At 48.8% G+C, this 19,006-nt stretch carries 20 protein-coding genes; 19 read left to right on the top strand and 1 reads right to left on the bottom strand.

Annotated elements, in window-relative coordinates; genetic code table 11:
- Nucleotides 1-11 precede the first annotated feature (11 nt).
- Genes def through AC4EHJ_RS05070 form a run of 8 tightly spaced genes read left to right on the top strand, consistent with a single transcriptional unit; the run spans nt 12 to nt 7,803 of the window.
- Nucleotides 12-524, top strand: a complete 513-nt coding sequence (gene def / locus AC4EHJ_RS05105; protein ID WP_490974495.1) for a peptide deformylase — start codon at nt 12-14, stop codon at nt 522-524.
- On the top strand, nt 521-1,453 hold the full coding sequence (gene fmt / locus AC4EHJ_RS05100; RefSeq protein WP_490974494.1) for a methionyl-tRNA formyltransferase: 933 nt from the start codon (nt 521-523) through the stop codon (nt 1,451-1,453). Before def ends, fmt begins: the two co-directional genes overlap by 4 nt.
- Entirely contained in the window at nt 1,450-2,796 is a 1,347-nt protein-coding gene (gene rsmB / locus AC4EHJ_RS05095) for a 16S rRNA (cytosine(967)-C(5))-methyltransferase RsmB (RefSeq protein WP_490974493.1), read from the top strand. The genes fmt and rsmB overlap by 4 nt, the downstream gene beginning before the upstream one ends.
- A 40-nt stretch (nt 2,797-2,836) precedes the next feature.
- Entirely contained in the window at nt 2,837-3,583 is a 747-nt protein-coding gene (locus AC4EHJ_RS05090; protein WP_490975619.1) for a Stp1/IreP family PP2C-type Ser/Thr phosphatase, read from the top strand.
- 2 nt (nt 3,584-3,585) lie between these two features.
- A complete protein-coding gene (pknB, locus tag AC4EHJ_RS05085) occupies nt 3,586-5,574 on the top strand; it encodes a Stk1 family PASTA domain-containing Ser/Thr kinase (protein WP_490974492.1) in 1,989 nt (662 codons plus the stop codon).
- 36 nt (nt 5,575-5,610) lie between these two features.
- On the top strand, nt 5,611-6,507 hold the full coding sequence (gene rsgA / locus AC4EHJ_RS05080) for a ribosome small subunit-dependent GTPase A (RefSeq protein ID WP_490974491.1): 897 nt from the start codon (nt 5,611-5,613) through the stop codon (nt 6,505-6,507).
- Nucleotides 6,500-7,165, top strand: a complete 666-nt coding sequence (gene rpe, locus AC4EHJ_RS05075) for a ribulose-phosphate 3-epimerase (protein ID WP_490974490.1) — start codon at nt 6,500-6,502, stop codon at nt 7,163-7,165. The genes rsgA and rpe overlap by 8 nt, the downstream gene beginning before the upstream one ends.
- Entirely contained in the window at nt 7,162-7,803 is a 642-nt protein-coding gene (locus tag AC4EHJ_RS05070) for a thiamine diphosphokinase (RefSeq protein WP_490974489.1), read from the top strand. The genes rpe and AC4EHJ_RS05070 overlap by 4 nt, the downstream gene beginning before the upstream one ends.
- A gap of 547 nt (nt 7,804-8,350) precedes the next feature.
- On the opposite strand, the gene rpmB is transcribed toward AC4EHJ_RS05070, so the two are convergent.
- Nucleotides 8,351-8,539: a 50S ribosomal protein L28 gene (gene rpmB, locus AC4EHJ_RS05065; protein WP_135503778.1), complete on the bottom strand. Its 189-nt coding sequence runs from the start codon at nt 8,537-8,539 to the stop codon at nt 8,351-8,353.
- Nucleotides 8,540-8,759: 220 nt separating this feature from the next.
- Here rpmB and AC4EHJ_RS05060 point away from each other — a divergent pair, with 220 nt between their 5' ends.
- The 11 genes from AC4EHJ_RS05060 (at nt 8,760) to rnc (ending at nt 19,003) form a co-directional block, all read left to right on the top strand.
- Nucleotides 8,760-9,122, top strand: a complete 363-nt coding sequence (locus tag AC4EHJ_RS05060) for an Asp23/Gls24 family envelope stress response protein (protein ID WP_490974488.1) — start codon at nt 8,760-8,762, stop codon at nt 9,120-9,122.
- 18 nt (nt 9,123-9,140) lie between these two features.
- Nucleotides 9,141-10,793, top strand: a complete 1,653-nt coding sequence (locus AC4EHJ_RS05055) for a DAK2 domain-containing protein (protein WP_490974487.1) — start codon at nt 9,141-9,143, stop codon at nt 10,791-10,793.
- 105 nt (nt 10,794-10,898) lie between these two features.
- Entirely contained in the window at nt 10,899-11,561 is a 663-nt protein-coding gene (gene sdaAB / locus AC4EHJ_RS05050) for an L-serine ammonia-lyase, iron-sulfur-dependent subunit beta (protein WP_490974486.1), read from the top strand.
- Nucleotides 11,562-11,577: 16 nt separating this feature from the next.
- The gene (gene sdaAA, locus AC4EHJ_RS05045; protein ID WP_490974485.1) at nt 11,578-12,477 is read left to right on the top strand and encodes an L-serine ammonia-lyase, iron-sulfur-dependent, subunit alpha; all 900 of its coding nucleotides are present in this window, start codon (nt 11,578-11,580) and stop codon (nt 12,475-12,477) included.
- A complete protein-coding gene (recG, locus tag AC4EHJ_RS05040) occupies nt 12,467-14,509 on the top strand; it encodes an ATP-dependent DNA helicase RecG (RefSeq protein ID WP_490974484.1) in 2,043 nt (680 codons plus the stop codon). Before sdaAA ends, recG begins: the two co-directional genes overlap by 11 nt.
- A gap of 89 nt (nt 14,510-14,598) precedes the next feature.
- Nucleotides 14,599-15,183 (top strand): transcription factor FapR, encoded by a 585-nt coding sequence (gene fapR / locus AC4EHJ_RS05035; protein WP_490974483.1) that lies wholly within the window; start codon nt 14,599-14,601, stop codon nt 15,181-15,183.
- Nucleotides 15,180-16,175, top strand: coding sequence for a phosphate acyltransferase PlsX (gene plsX, locus AC4EHJ_RS05030; protein WP_490974482.1), 996 nt, complete (start codon nt 15,180-15,182; stop codon nt 16,173-16,175). The genes fapR and plsX overlap by 4 nt, the downstream gene beginning before the upstream one ends.
- Nucleotides 16,168-17,103, top strand: coding sequence for an ACP S-malonyltransferase (gene fabD / locus AC4EHJ_RS05025; RefSeq protein WP_490974481.1), 936 nt, complete (start codon nt 16,168-16,170; stop codon nt 17,101-17,103). The genes plsX and fabD overlap by 8 nt, the downstream gene beginning before the upstream one ends.
- The gene (gene fabG, locus AC4EHJ_RS05020; protein ID WP_490974480.1) at nt 17,100-17,846 is read left to right on the top strand and encodes a 3-oxoacyl-[acyl-carrier-protein] reductase; all 747 of its coding nucleotides are present in this window, start codon (nt 17,100-17,102) and stop codon (nt 17,844-17,846) included. The genes fabD and fabG overlap by 4 nt, the downstream gene beginning before the upstream one ends.
- 40 nt (nt 17,847-17,886) lie before the next feature.
- Nucleotides 17,887-18,123, top strand: coding sequence for an acyl carrier protein (locus AC4EHJ_RS05015; protein WP_135503796.1), 237 nt, complete (start codon nt 17,887-17,889; stop codon nt 18,121-18,123).
- A gap of 124 nt (nt 18,124-18,247) precedes the next feature.
- Nucleotides 18,248-19,003: a ribonuclease III gene (gene rnc, locus AC4EHJ_RS05010; RefSeq protein ID WP_490974479.1), complete on the top strand. Its 756-nt coding sequence runs from the start codon at nt 18,248-18,250 to the stop codon at nt 19,001-19,003.
- Nucleotides 19,004-19,006: the final 3 nt, after the last annotated feature.

Raw genomic sequence — 19,006 nt, 5'->3', positions numbered from 1 at the left:
GGGAATCAGACATGGCAATCTTAGAAATCATCAAACACCCGAACCCGATTTTAGAGCAGCAATGCGAAATGGTGACGAAATTCGATAAAAAACTTGCAAAATTGCTGGACGATATGCACGAAACGATGCTGGAAAACGATGGCGTCGGCATTGCCGCGCCGCAAGTCAATGTGGCACAGCGCATTGCCATCGTCGATTTCAATGAAGGCCAGGAACCGATTGAAATGATCAATCCGGAATTGGCGCTCCATGAAGGAGCCGACACCGATATTGAGGGCTGCCTCAGCTTCCCGGGAATTTTCGGTGAAGTGGAGCGTTATGACCACATCAAGATCAAAGCGCAAGAGCGCGATGGCTCTTGGTATGAACTTGAAGCAGAAGGCTATGAAGCACGCGCAATCCTGCATGAAATGGACCACCTCGAAGGCATTTTGTTCACGAGCAAAATCACGAAGTTTATTTCACAGGAAGAATTGGATGCCATCATTGCCGAAGCGGCGCTTGAAGAGGAGGAAACGGTTTGACGAAAATCGTCTTTATGGGAACGCCGGCGTTCTCGGCACCTATCCTGCGCATGCTTGTCGAGGAAGGCTATAACGTGATTTCTGTCGTCACTCAGCCGGACCGGCCTGTCGGGCGCAAAAAGATACTGACGCCGACACCTGTCAAAGAAGAGGCGCTGCGCCTTGGATTGCCGGTCTATCAGCCGGAAAAGCTGAAGAATCTCGAAGAATTGCAAGTTGTGTTGGACCTTGCACCGGATTTGATCATCACCGCGGCGTTCGGGCAAATATTGCCGAGCGCAGTGCTTGAGGCGCCGAAACTGGGCGCCATCAATGTCCATGCATCACTATTGCCAGCTTACCGGGGAGGCGCGCCAATCCATCAGGCCATTATCGACGGCCAAACGGAAACCGGTGTCACGATCATGTATATGGTTGACCGGCTTGACGCAGGGGACATCATTTCGCAAACCGTTGTGCCGATCGGCAGCAAAGACGATACGGGCGCAATGTTCGATAAACTGAGTGCGGCAGGCAAAGACTTGCTGAAAGCGACATTGCCATCGATCATTGGTGGCAACAATGAAAGGCAAGCGCAGGACGAAGAAAAAGTGACTTATGCGCGCAATATTTCACGCGATCAGGAACGCATTGATTGGACCAAATCAGCACGAGCCATCTATAACCAAGTGCGCGGACTGCATCCGTGGCCTGTCGCGTTTACGACTTATAATGAACAAAACATGAAAATCTGGCAAACTGAAACAATAGATTCTGCGAAAAGCGGAAAACCGGGAGAAGTGCTTGAACTGAGCGGCGACGCCATTCTTGTGCAAACGGGAGACGGCGCTTTGGCGATCAAGGAATTGCAGCCAGCCGGCAAAAAGCGCATGAGCGCTGCCGATTATTTAAAAGGACCTAAGATCCAGGCGGGAGATTTATTCGTATGAAAAACAAAAAACTGCAAGGCAACGTTCGGGATGCGGCATTTTCCATTCTCTGGGCTGTTGAAAACAAACAGGCATACAGCAATTTGCTGCTGCATCAGACAATCGAAAGCTACGCTATTTCCAATAAGAACAAAGGCTTGTTGACTGAAATCACATATGGCACTTTGCAGCACCAGATGACGCTCGATTATTACTTGGAGCCTTATTTGAAAGGCAAAGTGGAGCCATGGGTAAAAACCTTGCTGCGCATGTCGCTATACCAAATCGTCTACCTTGACCGGGTGCCGGCGCATGCCGTTGTCCATGAAGCGGTGGAAATTGCAAAACGGCGCGGCCATGGCGGCATTGCTAAATTCGTCAACGGCGTACTGCGCTCGGTTCAGCGCAACGGCGTCCGTTCATTCAATACGATCAGCGATCCATATGAGAAAATCTCCATCGAAACCAGCCATCCGGTATGGATGATTAAACGCTGGGCCGAACAATTCGGATTGGAAAAAACGCGGGAAATGGCATTGGAGAACAATAAAATCCCTTCACAGACCGTCCGCGTCAACCGCATGCAGGCGACTCCTGAAGAAGTAATCGAGATGCTCCAATCCGAAGGCTTGGAAGCGGTCCAAAGCAAATGGGTCCCGGAATGCCTGATTGTTACAAATGGCCAGCCTGCCAAAACGGCGACGTTCGAAAAAGGCTTTATCACGATACAAGATGAAAGTTCGATGCTGAGCGCCTATGCCTTACAGGCAGGTCCTGGTATGGAAGTTCTTGATATGTGTGCGGCTCCCGGCGGGAAGACGACTCACATCGCAGAGAAGATGGAAAACAAAGGGCATTTATTCGCCATGGACCTCCATAAGCATAAAATCAAGCTGATTGAAGAAACGGCAAAACGCCTCGGGCACACCGTTATCGAGACAGAAGTCGGTGACGGCAAGAAAAGCGTCGAGCGTTTCGGACCTGAAAAATTCGACCGCATTCTTGTGGATGCTCCGTGCAGCGGACTTGGCGTCATTAAACGCAAGCCGGACATCAAATATACGAAAAAAGAAGAAGATTTCGACAGGCTGCAAGAAATCCAGTTAGAGCTGCTTGGCCAAGCGGCACAATTATTAAAGCCGGACGGCATCATGGTCTACAGCACATGTACAGTCGACTCGGTGGAGAACCGCGGCACGGCTGAACGGTTCCTGAAAGACCACCCGGAAATGGAAAAAATCGAAGTGGCATTGCCAAAAGAGCTTGGGCTGAAAAACACAGGCTTTGTGCAAATTTTTCCGCAAGACTACGGCAGCGACGGTTTTTTCATTTCTGCCTTCCGCAAGCAAGCTTCTATTAAATAGTTCAAGCATGATTAGACATGAAACGGGGTGCCGGGTTTTGGTGCAATATGTTTTGGAAAGTGATACGGGTAAAAAACGCAAAATCAACGAGGATCGGGTAGCGGTTTTGCAGCGTCCGGACGGCCTGCTGCTTGCAGTGGTCGCCGATGGGATGGGCGGGCATAACGCGGGCGATGTGGCGAGTTCGATGACCGTTGATACATTAGGAGAAATGTTCATGGAAGCAGGGAAAGACGTATTTTCATCAATTGATGAAAAGAAATCGTGGCTTTCTTTGAATATCCAGAAAGTCAATCGCATGGTATATGAATACGCAGAAAACAACCCGGGCTGCAAAGGGATGGGCACAACGCTCATCGCCGCTTTGATCGAAGGGCAAGATTGCGTCATGTGCCATATTGGCGACAGCCGTGCTTATGTCCTCAATGGATCAATCGAACAAGTGACGCGTGACCATTCCTACGTCAACGTGCTGATTGACAGTGGTGAAATTAGTGAAGAAGAAGCAGAAGCGCATCCGAAGAAAAATTGGATCGTCAAAGCGCTAGGGACCGATCCCGAAATTGATGGTGAAATCCTTCATTTCTCAACAACAGCGCTATCGTATATGCTGATTTGTTCAGATGGACTTAGCAATAAAATAACCAAAGAAGAAATTTCCTCCATTATTCTGTCAGAAGCACCGCTTTCCCTTAAAGGCGAAGAAATGGTGAATCTGGCGAATGACATGGGAGGAGAGGACAATATCTCGTTCGTTCTTCTTTCCTTGAAGGATGAGGAGGTGTAAGCATGTTAATCGGCAAAAGCATTAATGGCCGCTATAAGATTTTAGAATTGATCGGCGGAGGCGGGATGTCGAACGTTTACCTGGCCCACGACATAATTTTGGACCGGGATATCGCCATTAAGATTTTGCGCTATGATTTTTCCAATGAGGAAGAATTGCGCAGGCGATTCCAACGTGAGGCATTGTCAACCACTAGCCTGGCACACCCGAATATCGTTAATATTTTCGATGTCGGAGAAGAAGGCTCGCTGCATTATTTAGTAATGGAGTATGTGCCAGGGAAGACGCTCAAAGAATACATAATCGAGCACTCGCCCGTCGAGCCTGAAAGGGCTGTTAAAATCATGAAACAGCTGACTTCAGCCTTGGCGCATGCCCACCAGAACCAGATTGTCCACCGCGACATCAAGCCGCAAAATATCCTGATGGATGCTGACGGCAATGTGAAAATCACCGATTTCGGCATTGCGATGGCATTGAGCGCCACGTCCTATACGCAAACCAATTCGGTGCTAGGGACAGTCCATTACTTGTCACCTGAACAAGCGCGAGGCGGCGCGGCGAACAAGAAATCGGACATCTATTCGCTAGGCATTGTGATGTTCGAATTGCTGACAGGGCGCTTGCCGTTCTCAGGCGAATCGGCGGTATCGATTGCCTTAAAGCATCTTCAGACAGAAACGCCATCGCTGCGTGCAACTGTGCCGACAATTCCGCAAAGTTTGGAGAATGTCGTATTAAAAGCGACTGCGAAAAATCCACAGCATCGCTACCAGTCAGCCAATGAAATGGAAGAGGACTTGTCGACGGTTTTATTGCCAGAACGGCTCAATGAACCGAAGTTTACAGTGCCCCATGACGATGACGAGACGAAAGCGATGCCGGCCATCAAGGACCCAAAAACTTTTGAAAGTTCACAGGAGACGAAAACCGTTGTGCCTGTAGATAGCGTTAAAATCGCTGGAGGCAGCAACAAAAAGCCCGCGGCTCCGCAAAAGAAAGAGAAGAGAAAACTGCCATGGGCCATCGCACTGATCGGCGCGCTCATTTTAGCGGGATTGATAACGGCTATAGCGTTCCCGGGACTGTTTGAGCCACGGCAAGTCGCTGTGCCGGACGTTTCCGGCATGGAACGCAACGAAGCGGTCGAGGAATTGCAGGCTGCAGGCTTCTTGATCGGGGAAGAACAGCAGCAGCCTTCTGAAGATGTTGAAGAAGGGCAGGTTATCCGGACTATCCCGGAATCAGGAAAAATGCGGGACCGGGAATCTGAGATCCAATTGTTCATTAGCTCAGGCAAAGAAAGTGTGTTGTTCGAGGATTACACCGGAGAAGATGCTGAGGAAACGGAAGAATTGCTCCGGCAGGCCAATTATATGGACGTGAGCCTCGTCGAGGAATTTTCAGATGAACCAGTCGGCACCGTCCTATCGCATGACCCAAGAGCCGGCGACGAAGTCATTGCTTCTGAAACAGAAGTGGTTTTGACTGTAAGCAAAGGCAAGGACATGCGCGCAGTTGAAAACATCGCTGGATTTTCCGAGGCAGATTTAAGCCAGTACGCGCGCACATCCGGATTCAATATCCGCATCATCGGTGAGGAGTCATCGGATACTGCAGCGGAAGGGACTGTTTTATCACAGACCCCGGCTGCTGGCGAAGAACTTGAAGCGGGCAGTACCATCGAAGTGGTGATGTCTTCCGGCAAAGCGCCGCTCCCGCTGAAAACATACATTCGAACCGTTGAGATTCCTTACGAGCCGGCCGAACCGGCGGCGGATGGCGAGGAGCCAGTGGAACAGACGGTCCAGATTTATATTCAAGACAACGACAGTACAATGGCTGAGCCTATCGAGGAGTTCACCATTACAGAAAGCGAGTCGCGCAAAGTCGAATTGCAGATTGCTGAAGGCGGCAGCGCAACCTATCGCATCGTCCGCGACTCAACCGTCATTGAAGAAGACACCATCGAATACAATAACGTAGAATAAAATCACTAGCTGACAATAAAAGGAGTGAAAGCAAGCATGCCGAAAGGTCAAATCAGAAAAGCGCTGAGCGGATTCTATTATGTAATGGACGAAGACGGCAAACGTTATACCCAGTGCAGAGGCCGGGGCGTTTTCCGCAACCGTCAAATTTCGCCGCTGGTCGGCGATTATGTCGACTATGAAGCGGATAATGATCGAGAAGGCACCATCACTCATGTCCATGAACGGAAAAATGAACTTGTGCGCCCGCCCATCGCAAATGTCGACCAGGCAATTCTTGTGTTTTCCGCAAAACAGCCTGATTTCCATACGATGCTGCTGGACAGGTTTTTGACGGCGATCGAGTCTCATGACATCCAGCCTGTCATTTGCATCACCAAAATGGATTTGATGAATGACACTGAGAAAGAAAATCTCGCTCATTTTATTGAGGATTATGAAAAAATCGGCTATGAAGTCATTCCAACGTTCATTGGCGATCCTCAATTGCAGCAGCGTCTGATGCCGGTCCTTGAAGGCAAAATCAGTGTGCTTGCGGGCCAATCAGGTGTCGGCAAATCAACAATGCTCAATACGATTTTACCGGCGCTCGAATTGAAGACCGATGCCATTTCCAAGGCCTTGAACCGCGGAAAGCACACGACGCGCCATGTAGAGCTGATTGAAGTTAATAACGGCTTGCTGGCCGACACGCCGGGATTCAGTTCATTCGAATTTGAAACGGTAGAGAAAGAAGAGCTTTCCGAGTTCTTCCCTGAATTTGCTGCTCGCTCGAATGGATGCAAATTCCGGGAATGCCTTCATTTAAATGAACCGAAATGCGCAATCAAAGCAGCAGTGGAAAACAAAGAAATTCCAGAATATCGCTATAAGCATTACTTGAAGTTCCTGGATGAAATTATGACAAGAAAGCCGAGGTACTCAAATGATTAAAATTGCACCTTCGATACTAGCAGCAGATTTCGCGAAATTGGGAGAAGAAGTTCTGGAAGTTGAAAAAGCGGGAGCGGATTGGATCCACATCGATGTCATGGATGGCCATTTCGTCCCGAATATCTCTTTTGGCGCGATTGTGGTAGATGCCATTCGCCCATTGACGAAACTTCCGCTCGATGTCCACTTGATGATTGAAAATGCAGACCGCTTTATCGAGGATTTCGCCAAAGCAGGAGCGGATTACATTACTGTCCATGTTGAAGCTTGCCCGCATTTGCACCGGACAATCCAATTGATCCGTGCATCGGGCGTTAAGCCAGGAGTCGTTTTGAATCCGCATTCGCCGATCGAAACGATCCTCCCAATCTTAGAAGACATTGACCTTGTATTATTCATGACGGTCAACCCGGGCTTCGGTGGCCAGAAATTCATCGAATCGGTCGTTCCGAAAGTGGAACAATTGTCGGAAATCATCCGTGAAAAAGGGTTGTCAATCGACATCCAAATCGACGGCGGCATCAATGAAGAAACCATTATTCCATGTGCGAAAGCCGGCGCCAATGTATTTGTAGCAGGTTCTGCGATTTTCGGAAAAAGGGACCGACGTGAAGCATTGCAGGCGATTAAACGGGCTGGAGAAGAGGCAATCTCGTGAATGTCGTAATTGTCGGCAGCGGACCGGTGGACGAACTGCCGGACTTCGCCGCTTGGCCTGATGCGGTATTCATTGGAGTGGATGCGGGAACATTGGTATTGCTGGAACAAGGCATATTTCCAAAAGCTGCGGTCGGAGATTTCGATTCGGTGTCGCAGAGGGAACTAGATGAAATTGCTTCGCTGTTTCCTGATTTCAGCCGAGCAGAAGAAGAAAAGGACGAAACCGATACGGAACTTGCGCTGGAGAAGGCACAGGAGTTTTTACCGAAGCATGTATTTGTGACGGGTGTAACCGGTGGGCGGCTGGATCATTACATGAGCGCGCTCCACGCGGTCTACAATGTCCATCTCAAGCATTCCGATATCAAGTTCTACATCGTCAATAAACAGAACCGCATTCGCTTTTTGGAGCCGGGTATACACAAGATCCAACGGGAAAGCGTCTACCGCTTTATTTCGTTTTATCCATTCGCCGAGGAGATTGAAGGCTTCACGTTGGAGAACTTCAAATACCCGGTTTCGGATGAAACCATCCGCTTTGGATCAACGCGTTTCGTCAGCAACGAATTCGACGGCGAAGGCACCGTGTCCTTTTCAAAAGGCAGCTGCATCGTCATCGAAAGCGCGGACATATGAAAAGGTGCATCGGATTTTTCCGATGCACCTTTTGTTTTTTGAGGGGATATCTATTTAGAATTCAATTGATGAGCTGATTTTCCGCAAACCAGCACCGCTTTCCTGCGGGCTTGCGCCGAACTAACTCGTGCTAGCGCCCGAGTGGATTTCGGCACTGCGCTATCCCGCGGGAGTCGGGACTGGTTTGCTCCATATCTGGAGATTTGAATAAGTGCAGTTACTTCTATCTTTCATATTTTTCAATAAAAGAAATGATTCCTAACTAAGAAATATTTTTGAATGAAGCGGAAGACGGCGAGGGCAAACATACTGCTCCTGCATCAATGCGCTAGCTTTGTCGCAAAGGTAGGACCGAACTACCTTTCCAGCGGGACAGCGCGAGCTGAAGTCACTGGACTAAGCAAAGCGATGCAGGAGCATATGTTTTAGCGGGGCTGTTTTGCGTAATATCGATATAACAATCAATAAAGGTTAGCTTTCTTAAAAAAACAAGAAAAAATGCCGAATCTGACTGAGGTCAGATCCGGCATTCGTGTTGGGCGAGTGATTAAACGCGCTCAACTTTTCCTGATTTCATTGCTCTTGCAGAAACCCATACACGTTTCGGTTTACCGTTTACAAGGATACGAACTTTTTGAAGGTTTGCTCCCCATGTACGTTTTGTCGAGTTCAACGCGTGTGAACGGGCGTTTCCAGCGCGAGCTTTACGTCCGCTAATTGCACATACTTTAGGCATGTAAGTCCCTCCTCACAAGTGAAGCTGAAAATTATAATAGAATTTCAGTTCGTTTTTCGTTTCACATACTTTAATAATTTACCACAGGTATTTAGCCTTTGCAACATATTTTCACAGGTCTTTCAAGAAAAAAACCTTTACACCCCAAACGCCTGCTTTTCTTGTATAATGGTTTCATGTAGAATGAAAAGAGTGAAATAGGACTCAAGGAGGAATTCCAATGTCGATTGAATTGAAAAACGAATACGGCCAAATCGATATTTCCAATGATGTAATCGCCCAAATTGCAGGCGGAGCGGCAATCGAATGCTACGGAATCGTAGGGATGGCGACAAAGCATCAGATAAGAGATGGCCTTACCGATATATTGCGCAAAGAGAATTTCGCTAAAGGTGTTATTGTCCGCCAGGAAGATAAAGATTTGAACATTGATATGTATGTCATCATCAGCTACGGAACAAAAATTTCCGAAGTGGCGTACCAAGTCCAGTCCAAAGTGAAATACACAATTTCGAAGACGCTTGGCATGCCTGTCAAAGCGGTCAATATTTATGTTCAAGGAGTTCGTGTGACGAACCCGTAAGAGGAGGAAGAAACGGCTATGAAGTCTTTAAATGGAATTCAATTCGCGGATATGGTGCAGATGGGTGCCCATCACCTTTATCAAAATGCGGATTATGTAGATGCATTGAATGTATTTCCAGTGCCAGACGGCGATACTGGAACAAACATGAACTTGTCCATGACATCGGGTGCGAAAGAAACCGAAGCGCATGTACAAGAACATATCGGCAAAACGGCAGGGGCTTTATCAAAAGGATTGCTGATGGGAGCGCGCGGAAATTCCGGCGTCATTTTATCGCAATTATTCCGTGGCTTTGGCAAATCCATTGCCAATGAACCGGAATTGTCGGCCGCGAAATTTGCGGAAGCTCTTCAGCACGGCGTAGAAACAGCGTATAAAGCGGTGATGAAGCCAGTTGAAGGGACAATCTTGACTGTGGCTAAAGATGCCGCAGCAAAGGGAATGGAAGTTTCGAAAACAGAAACTGATGTTATCGCGCTTTTCGAAGCGATTGTCGAGGAAGCGAAAGCGTCGCTTGAACGCACACCGGATCTTCTTCCTGTATTAAAAGAAGTCGGCGTTGTCGACAGCGGCGGCCAAGGACTTGTTTATGTGTATGAAGGATTTCTTGCTTCATTAAAAGGCGAGCAATTGCCGGAGAAGCATGCCCATAACACGATGGACGATTTGGTCAGCGCTGAACATCATAAGAATATCGCAGGCTTCATGGATACGTCGGATATTGAATTCGGCTATTGTACGGAGTTCATGGTGAAATTCGAAGAAGGCAAAAAAGAATTCAGCGAAGCCGTTTTCCGTACGGACTTGAGCGTTTTCGGTGATTCGCTATTGGTCATTTCAGATGATGAAGTCGCGAAAATCCATATCCACTCGGAAGAGCCGGGCAAAGTGCTTACATATGGCCAACAATTCGGCAGCTTGATTTCGATGAAAATCGAGAACATGCGCCAGCAGCATATCGACATCGTTGGCGAGGATTTCCGCAAAGGCGAACCGAAAAAAACGGCGACGCATCCTTACGCAGTTGTGACTGTCGCAATGGGTGAGGGCGTAGCCGAACTTCTCAGAAGCATCGGGGCATCTTACGTCATTGAAGGCGGACAAACGATGAACCCTTCGACGGAAGACATTGTAAACGCTGTTAAATCGATCGGCGCAGAGCGCGTATTGATTTTGCCGAACAATAAAAACATCATCATGGCAGCTGAGCAGGCAGCGGAATTGCTTGATATCGAAGCAGCCGTAGTACCAACTAAAGACGTACCGCAAGGAATGGCCGCATTGCTTGCATTCAATGCTAACGCGACGGTTGATGAAAATCTGAAAACAATGGCGAATGCATCGAAACAGGTGAAATCGGGCTCCGTGACATTTGCGGTCCGCGACACTTCGATTGATGGCGTGACCATTACGAAAGATGACTTCATGGGAATCTCAGAAGGCAAAATTGTCATTTCGAATGCCAGCTTAGAGCGGGTGACGGAAGAATTGGCGAAAAAACTTATTGATGAGGATTCTGAAATCGTAACCATTCTTTTTGGGGAAGATGTGAAGGAAACGGATGCTGAGAAATTGGGTGGATTTATCGAAACCCTCAATAGCGAAGTCGAAGTTGAGATCCATAATGGCAAGCAGCCGCTTTATCCTTATATAATTTCTGTTGAATAGAAACCTTTGGCGCATACAAATGTATGCGCTTTTTTATTTTTGTGGATTGTGGCAAATTCATGTACACTAAAGGTAGACACAACTAGATAGAAAGGGGTTTGAGCAATGAAGTTCAAATCTGTTTTTGATATTATAGGACCGGTCATGATTGGTCCCTCTTCTTCGCATACAGCGGGTGCCGCGCGCATCGGAAGAGTGGCAAGGGATTTATTCGGGCGGCAGCCGAAATGGGCTAAAATCCATTTATACGGCTCGTTCGCTGAAACATATAAAGGGCATAGCACGGATGTAGCAATCGTCGGTGGACTGTTGGACTACGATACGTTTGATGAACGCATCAAAACTTCTTTTGAAGAAGCGGAACAGCTGGGCATGGCTTTCGAGTTCATCCCGGAAACCGCCAGCGTTGAACACCCGAATACCGCTCGCATCGTCATCGGCGATGAACGTTCGGAAATGTCGTTGATGGGCATTTCCATCGGCGGCGGGAAAATTGAAATTACAGAATTGAACGGATTCCCGCTGCGTTTGTCCGGCAACCATCCGGCAATCCTGGTGGTCCATGATGACCGCTCAGGCTGCATCGCAAACGTAGCGAACTGCTTGTATAAATACGATATCAACATCGGCCATATGGAAGTGTCCCGGAAAGAAAAAGGGGACATGGCGCTTATGGTCATTGAAGTGGATCAGAATGTTGACAAAGAAGTGTTGGACGAGCTTACTGAGCTTCCAAACATTACACAAGTGACGCGAATCGCTGATTAAGAAGGAGGCATATACAGTGGAACCTTTATTCCGCAACGTAAAAGAATTGGTGGCACGAGCAGAACAAGAAAATAAGTTGATTTCCGAAATCATGATTGAGCAGGAAATGCTCATTACTGACCGTCCGCGCGAAGATATTATGAAGCAGATGGACCGCAATTTGACGGTCATGGAAGAAGCAGTTGAAAAAGGGTTGAAAGGCGTACATTCGGTTTCCGGTTTGACCGGCGGAGACGCAGTTTTGCTGCAGGCTTACATGGAAAAAGGCAATACGCTCTCTGGAAACTTGCTGCTTGACGCAGTCAGCAAGGCAGTGGCGACAAATGAAGTCAATGCTGCGATGGGAACGATTTGTGCGACACCGACAGCAGGTTCGGCAGGCGTTGTGCCAGGGACTTTGTTTGCAGTGCAAAACCAGCTCCATCCAACGCGGGAACAGATGATTCGTTATTTGTTTACGTCTGGTGCTTTCGGCTTTGTTGTCGCCAATAATGCGTCGATTTCAGGCGCAGAGGGCGGTTGCCAGGCGGAAGTCGGATCGGCTGCCGGAATGGCCGCTGCTGCTATCGTGGAGATGGCTGGCGGAACACCGCAGCAATCTTCTGAAGCATTTGCGATCACCTTGAAAAATATGCTCGGACTAGTATGCGATCCAGTGGCAGGCCTGGTCGAAGTGCCTTGCGTCAAACGCAATGCCATGGGTGCTGCTAATTCGGTTGTAGCCGCCGATATGGCGCTTGCAGGCGTAACAAGCCGCATTCCATGCGATGAAGTAATCAGTGCCATGTATGAAATCGGCAAATCGATGCCGAGTGCATTAAGAGAAACGGCAAAAGGCGGACTTGCCGCTACTCCGACCGGCAAATGGCTGGAAGCAAAAATATTTGGCGGGGCAGTGGTGGGCAGTGGCCAGTAACGATTCTGTCGCCGTATTAAAAGGCGTCGGCAGGCAAGCTGCGGAAACTTTACAGGAAATGAAGATTGAAACGATCCATGATCTGATTATGACATTTCCTTACCGCCATGAAGATTTCCAGCTGAAAGATCTGGCGGATACACCACATAATGAACGGGTGACTGTGGAGGGAAGGGTCGAAAGTGAGCCTTCCGTCCTTTTTTTAGGAAAAAACAAGTCGCGGACAACTGTCCAAGTGATGGTGGGCCGCCATTTGATCAAAGCTATTTTCTTTAATCAGCCTTACGTAAAAGCCAAGTTGCATATCGGTGAGATTGTGACGCTAGCCGGCAAATGGGACCGCGGCCGCCAAATCATTACGGTGCAAAGCCATACGATCGGCCCGCGCACAAGCGGTGCCGATTTTGAGCCGGTCTACAGTTTGAAAGGAAGCATCCACCAGAAGACGTTCCGCAAATTGATGCGGCAAGCGCTGGATATTGCAAAATCCGACCTTAAAGACTGTTTGCCGGATCGTTTCCGCACAGCCTATCACTTGGCGTCTATTGAAGATGCATTGGAATGGGTTCATTTCCCGACAGACGGAGAAGCGCTGAAACAGGCGAGGCGCCGTTTCGTCTATGAAGAATTGTTGATTTTCCAATTAAAGATGCAGGCATTGCGGAAAAAGAACCGCGAAGAAGAAGGCGGCTCTTTTATCGACTATGACCTGAACGAATTGAAAAAGTTTATCCAATCGTTGCCATACGGCTTGACTGGCGCCCAAAAACGCGTTGTCAATGAAATTTCAAAAGATATGAAAGAACCGTTCCGCATGAACCGGCTGCTACAAGGAGACGTCGGTTCGGGCAAAACAGTTGTCGCTGCCATTGCGCTATACGCGGCGGTGACAGCTGGGCAACAAGGGGCGTTGATGGCGCCGACTGAAATTCTGGCTGAGCAGCATGCCAATACTTTGGCGGAATGGTTCGCAGATTTCCCAGTGAAGATTGCGTTATTGACGGGATCGGTCAAAGGCAAACGGCGCCAGTTGATTTTGGATCAATTGGCGTCAGGGGAAATCGATATGCTTATCGGCACCCACGCATTGATCCAACCAGATGTCGCTTTCAAGAAATTGGGCCTTGTCATCACCGATGAGCAGCACCGCTTCGGAGTGGATCAGCGCCGCGTCTTAAAAGACAAAGGCTATAATCCAGATGTCTTGTTCATGACAGCGACCCCGATTCCGCGGACGCTCGCGATTTCGGCTTTCGGTGAGATGGATGTATCAGTCATCGATGAAATGCCTGTGGGCCGCAAAGAAATTGAAACTTTTTGGATGAAAAAAGAGATGTTCGGCAAAATCGTAGGCCGTATGGAAAAAGAGCTGGCGGCAGGACGTCAGGCATATGTCATCTGCCCGCTGATCGAAGAGTCTGATAAACTCGATTACCAGAATGCTGTCGATCTGTTCCAGCAATTATCCAGCTATTTCCACGGCAAATTCACGGTCGGGCTGATGCACGGCCGCCTGCATAGCGATGAAAAAGAACAGACGATGCGCTCGTTCTCTGAAGGCGAAGTGGCAGTACTGGTTTCCACGACAGTCGTTGAAGTCGGCGTCAATGTGCCGAATGCCACGTTCATGCTCATCTACGACGCAGAACGGTTCGGCTTGTCGCAGCTACACCAATTACGCGGGCGTGTCGGACGGGGCAGCGAACAATCGTATTGCGTGCTGTTGGCGGATCCGAAAACGGAAGTCGGCAAAGAGCGCATGTCGTCGATGACGGAAACCAATGATGGCTTTGTGCTGGCAGAGAAAGATCTACAGCTGCGCGGGCCCGGAGACTTTTTCGGGCGCAAACAAAGCGGCATACCGGAGTTCAAAATGGCGGACCTTGTGCATGATTACCGGGCACTGGAAACAGCGCGCAAAGATGCAGAGTCATTAGTGAGTTCCGATGAATTTTGGACCAGCGACGAAATGGCATGCCTACGCAGCCAGCTCGAAAAATCGGGTGCATTGGCCGGAGGCAGGCTTGACTGAGAATGCAGGGTGCAGATTATCCTTGCATTCTTTTTTTGTTATTTATATACTCATATTAGTACCAAGTGCTAATAGCGGGCGGTGACAAGATGAAAAAACCGAAAAAAGAACGGCAATTGGCGCTGACGGCGTCCATTAAAGAAAATCCTTTTGTAACGGACGAAGAATTGTCAGCCAATTTTGACGTCAGCGTCCAAACGATACGCCTTGACCGCATGGAGCTGTCGATTCCCGAACTGCGGGAACGCATCAAGCATGTAGCCGTTAAGACATTTGAAGACGAAGTGAAATCTTTGCCGATTGATGAAGTGATCGGGGAAATAATAGATATTGAATTGGATGAAAAAGCGATTTCTCTTTTCGACGTCAAACCGGAACACGTATTTCAGCGCAACCAGATCGCCAGGGGCCACCATTTATTCGCTCAGGCGAATTCATTGGCGGTAGCTGTCATGAATGACGAACTCGCGCTCACCGTAAAATCCGAGCTGCAGTTTCTGCGGCCTGTAAAGGCGGGGCAGCGTGTAGTGGCGAAAGCGCAAGTAATCGACCGGAATCCGGAGAAAAATCGGGCATATGTAAAAGTCGTCTCGACTGTTGATCAGGCGACCGTATTTATCGGCACATTTGAAATGTACCGAATGACTGAGCAAAGCGAAGGTGACGGAAATTGATCATAGCAGTAGATGGCATGGGCGGAGACAACGCCCCGAAAGAAATTATTGCAGGTGTTTATAAAGCGCTTGAAGAATTCAGCGATTTGCAGATTCAATTGTACGGCAAGCAAGACCAGATGGCAGAGTATTTGAAGGACCATGAGCGATTGGCCGTCATTCACTGTGAAGAAGTAATCGAGTCGACGGACGACCCTGTCCGGGCAGTACGCCGCAAGAAAGACTCTTCGATGGTGCAGATGGCTCTGGCAGTGAAAGAAGGCCGGGCCGATGCTTGTGTATCAGCGGGCAATACCGGCGCATTGATGTCGGCCGGTTTATTTGTGGTCGGCCGGATTGAAGGAGTAGACCGCCCTGCGCTTGCGCCGACGCTTCCGACAATCGACCGCAAAGGGTTCCTGATGCTCGATATGGGTGCAAATGCAGAAGCGCGTCCGGAGCATCTGGTGCAATACGCTATCATGGGCAGCATTTACGCGGAAAAAGTACGCGGCATCACAAATCCGACAGTCGGCTTATTGAATATCGGTACAGAAGAAAAGAAAGGCAACGAATTGACGAAAGCAGCCTTTCCGCTCTTGAAAGAAGCGCCGATCAATTTTATCGGCAACGTAGAATCGCGTGATTTATTGAATGGCGTCGCAGATGTAGTGGTGACGGACGGCTTTACCGGCAATATGGTGCTGAAAACGATCGAAGGCACGGCGATGAACGTTTTTGCGATGATTAAAGATGTGTTCAACAGCTCGGCGAAGACGAAACTGGCGGCTTTATTGGTCAAAGACGATTTGCGCGGCTTGAAGGGCATGCTCGATTACAGTGAATACGGCGGTGCAGGACTTTTTGGCTTAAAAGCACCGGTCATTAAAGCGCATGGGTCATCCAACGGCACGGCGCTGTTCAATGCCATCCGCCAGGCACGGACAATGGTGGAAAATGATGTAGCAGGAACGATTTACAGCACGCTGAAAAAGGAGAACGCTCATGACTAAAATTGCATTTATTTATCCAGGGCAAGGTTCACAAGCTGTCGGAATGGGCGAAAGCTTTTTATCCGACAGCAAGAGCCTCGAGTTTTTCAAACAGGCCGATGAAGTACTGAGCGTCAATTTATCGCAGATGATGCTTGAAGGACCTCAGGAAAACTTGACCCTTACATACCACGCCCAACCGGCATTGCTGACGGTGAGTTCGATGATTACAGAACGCTTGAACCGCGCCGGAATCTTCCCGGATTACACAGCCGGGCACAGCCTGGGTGAATACAGCGCGCTTGTCGCTTCTGGCGTCCTGCCATTTGAAAAAGCGGTAGATATCGTCCATAAGCGGGGATTGTTCATGAACGAGGCAGTACCTGCAGGAGAAGGGGCTATGGCAGCCATTCTCGGTATGGATAGCACGGAGCTGGAAAAAGTGACGAATGAAGTGACGGATTCAGTCGGCGTTGTCCAATTGGCGAATTTGAATTGCCCAGGGCAAATCGTCATTTCCGGAACGAAAGCGGGCGTTGACAGAGCTTGTGTGCTCGCGAAAGAACGCGGCGCAAAACGGGCGATTCCGCTTGACGTCAGTGGGCCGTTCCATTCGGAATTGATGCGGCCGGCGTCGCAGGCATTGTCGAAAGTGCTGAGTGAAGCATTTTTAGAAGATGCCAAAGTTCCGGTTATCACGAATGTTACAGCGAAAAGTGAAACGCATGCTTCTCAGGTCCAGGAGTTATTGGTCCGCCAATTGTACTCGCCGGTCCTTTGGGAGCAATCGGTGCGTGAAATGATTGATTTGGGTGTCACGGTATTTGTCGAAATTGGTCCAGGAAAAGTCCTTAGCGGCCTTGTGAAGAAAATAGACCGCTCGGCGGTCACGCTGCCGGTATACGATTTGGCAACGTTTGAAAAAGCGGTAGAGGAGCTGGCGAAATGACCAACTTAACAGGGAAAACAGCAATCATCACTGGAGCATCACGCGGCATCGGTGCTGAAATCGCCCGTAAAATGGCCGAAGCTGGCGCAAAGATTGTCGTTAATTACAGCGGCAGCCAGGCAAAAGCGGAAGCTGTCGTCGAAGAAATCAAAAGCAATGGCGGCGAAGCGATTGCCGTGAAAGCGGATGTAGCAAATGCAGATGCGGTGAAAGCGATGGTTGAGCAGACGATGCAGGCTTTCGGTTCAGTGGACATCCTTGTCAACAATGCAGGCATCACACGCGATAATTTGATGATGCGCATGAAAGACGATGAATGGGATGACGTGATCAACACGAATCTGAAAGGCGTCTTTATCTGCACGAAAGCGGTGACGCGCCAAATGATGAAACAGCGCTCTGGGCGCATTGTCAACATTGCATCGATTGTCGGCGTGATGGGCAATGCGGGACAGGCGAACTACGTGGCGGCGAAAGCCGGCGTAATCGGCTTAACGAAAACGACGGCACGCGAACTTGCAAGCCGCAATATCACGGCAAATGCCGTGGCTCCAGGATTCATCACAACGGATATGACGGACAAATTGAGCGAAGACATCCAGAAAACGATGCTTGCGCAAATTCCCCTCGGCCGTTTCGGCAAACCGGAAGAAGTGGCGAAAGCCGCGCTCTTCTTGGCGTCAGACGACGCATCTTATATGACTGGGCAGACGCTTCATCTTGACGGCGGCATGGTCATGTAGGCAGAAATTTTGTATACTGATTTGAGGGGAGGTGACGGCATTGTCAACAGTATTAGAGCGCGTAACAAAAGTAATCGTAGATCGTCTAGGTGTGGAAGAAAGCGAAGTTAAGCTTGAAGCTTCATTCACAGGCGACCTTGGTGCAGATTCATTGGACGTAGTTGAATTGGTTATGGAACTTGAAGACGAATTCGACATGGAAATTTCTGATGAAGACGCAGAAGGTATGGCAACAGTAGGCGACGCGGTAACGTATATCGAAAAAAAGCAAGCATAATCTGATTACAATCTCGACGCACAGAAGCTTTTAACAAAGCGGCTGTGCGTCGCTTTGTTTTTTTGCACAAACCTTTAAAAAAAGGTAAAATTAGAGGCAGAACGTTAAAGGAAGGCAGATTACAATGGCAATAAAACGAAAAGTGAATCAGCAGAAGCCTGGATTGATCAAAGAAAGCTCGCGGGCGGCCTTTGACCAATTGCAAAGGGACTTGAATATCAAATTTGAACAGCCGGCATTGCTTTATCAGGCATTTACGCATTCTTCTTATGTCAACGAACACAGAAGAAGGTATTACCTCGATAACGAACGCCTTGAATTTTTGGGAGACGCAGTATTGGAATTGTCGGTTTCTCACTTTTTGTATGCAAAGTATCCTGAGATGAGCGAGGGCAAGCTGACGAAGCTGCGAGCAGCAATCGTCTGCGAACCTTCATTGGTGACGTTTGCCAATGAGCTGAATCTCGGCAACTACATCTTGCTTGGAAAAGGTGAGGAACAGACAGGCGGCCGGACGCGCCCGGCGTTATTGGCGGATGTATTTGAATCGCTGATCGGCGCTTTGTATTTGGACCAGGGCTTGGAAGCAGTCGTCGCCTTTATGGAAGTGGTGCTATTTCCAAAAGTCGAAGTCGGTGCATTTTCCAACGTCATGGATTACAAAAGTCAGCTCCAGGAATTGGTGCAGCAAAAAAACAATGGCTCATTAAGCTACGAAATCATCGACGAAAAAGGACCTGCACACAGCCGTGTGTTTGTAACGCGTGTATCGCTCGCTGATCAGGAACTCGGCATTGGCAATGGCCGCTCGAAAAAAGAAGCGGAGCAAAAAGCCGCTCAGCTGGCCATCCTTAAATTGCAGGAAGCAACGGAGGATTAGAAC

This window comes from Planococcus sp. TJ-301 (assembly GCF_058268475.1).
Note: the sequence above shows the minus strand (reverse complement) of the source record. Positions and strands in the feature narration are given on the sequence as shown.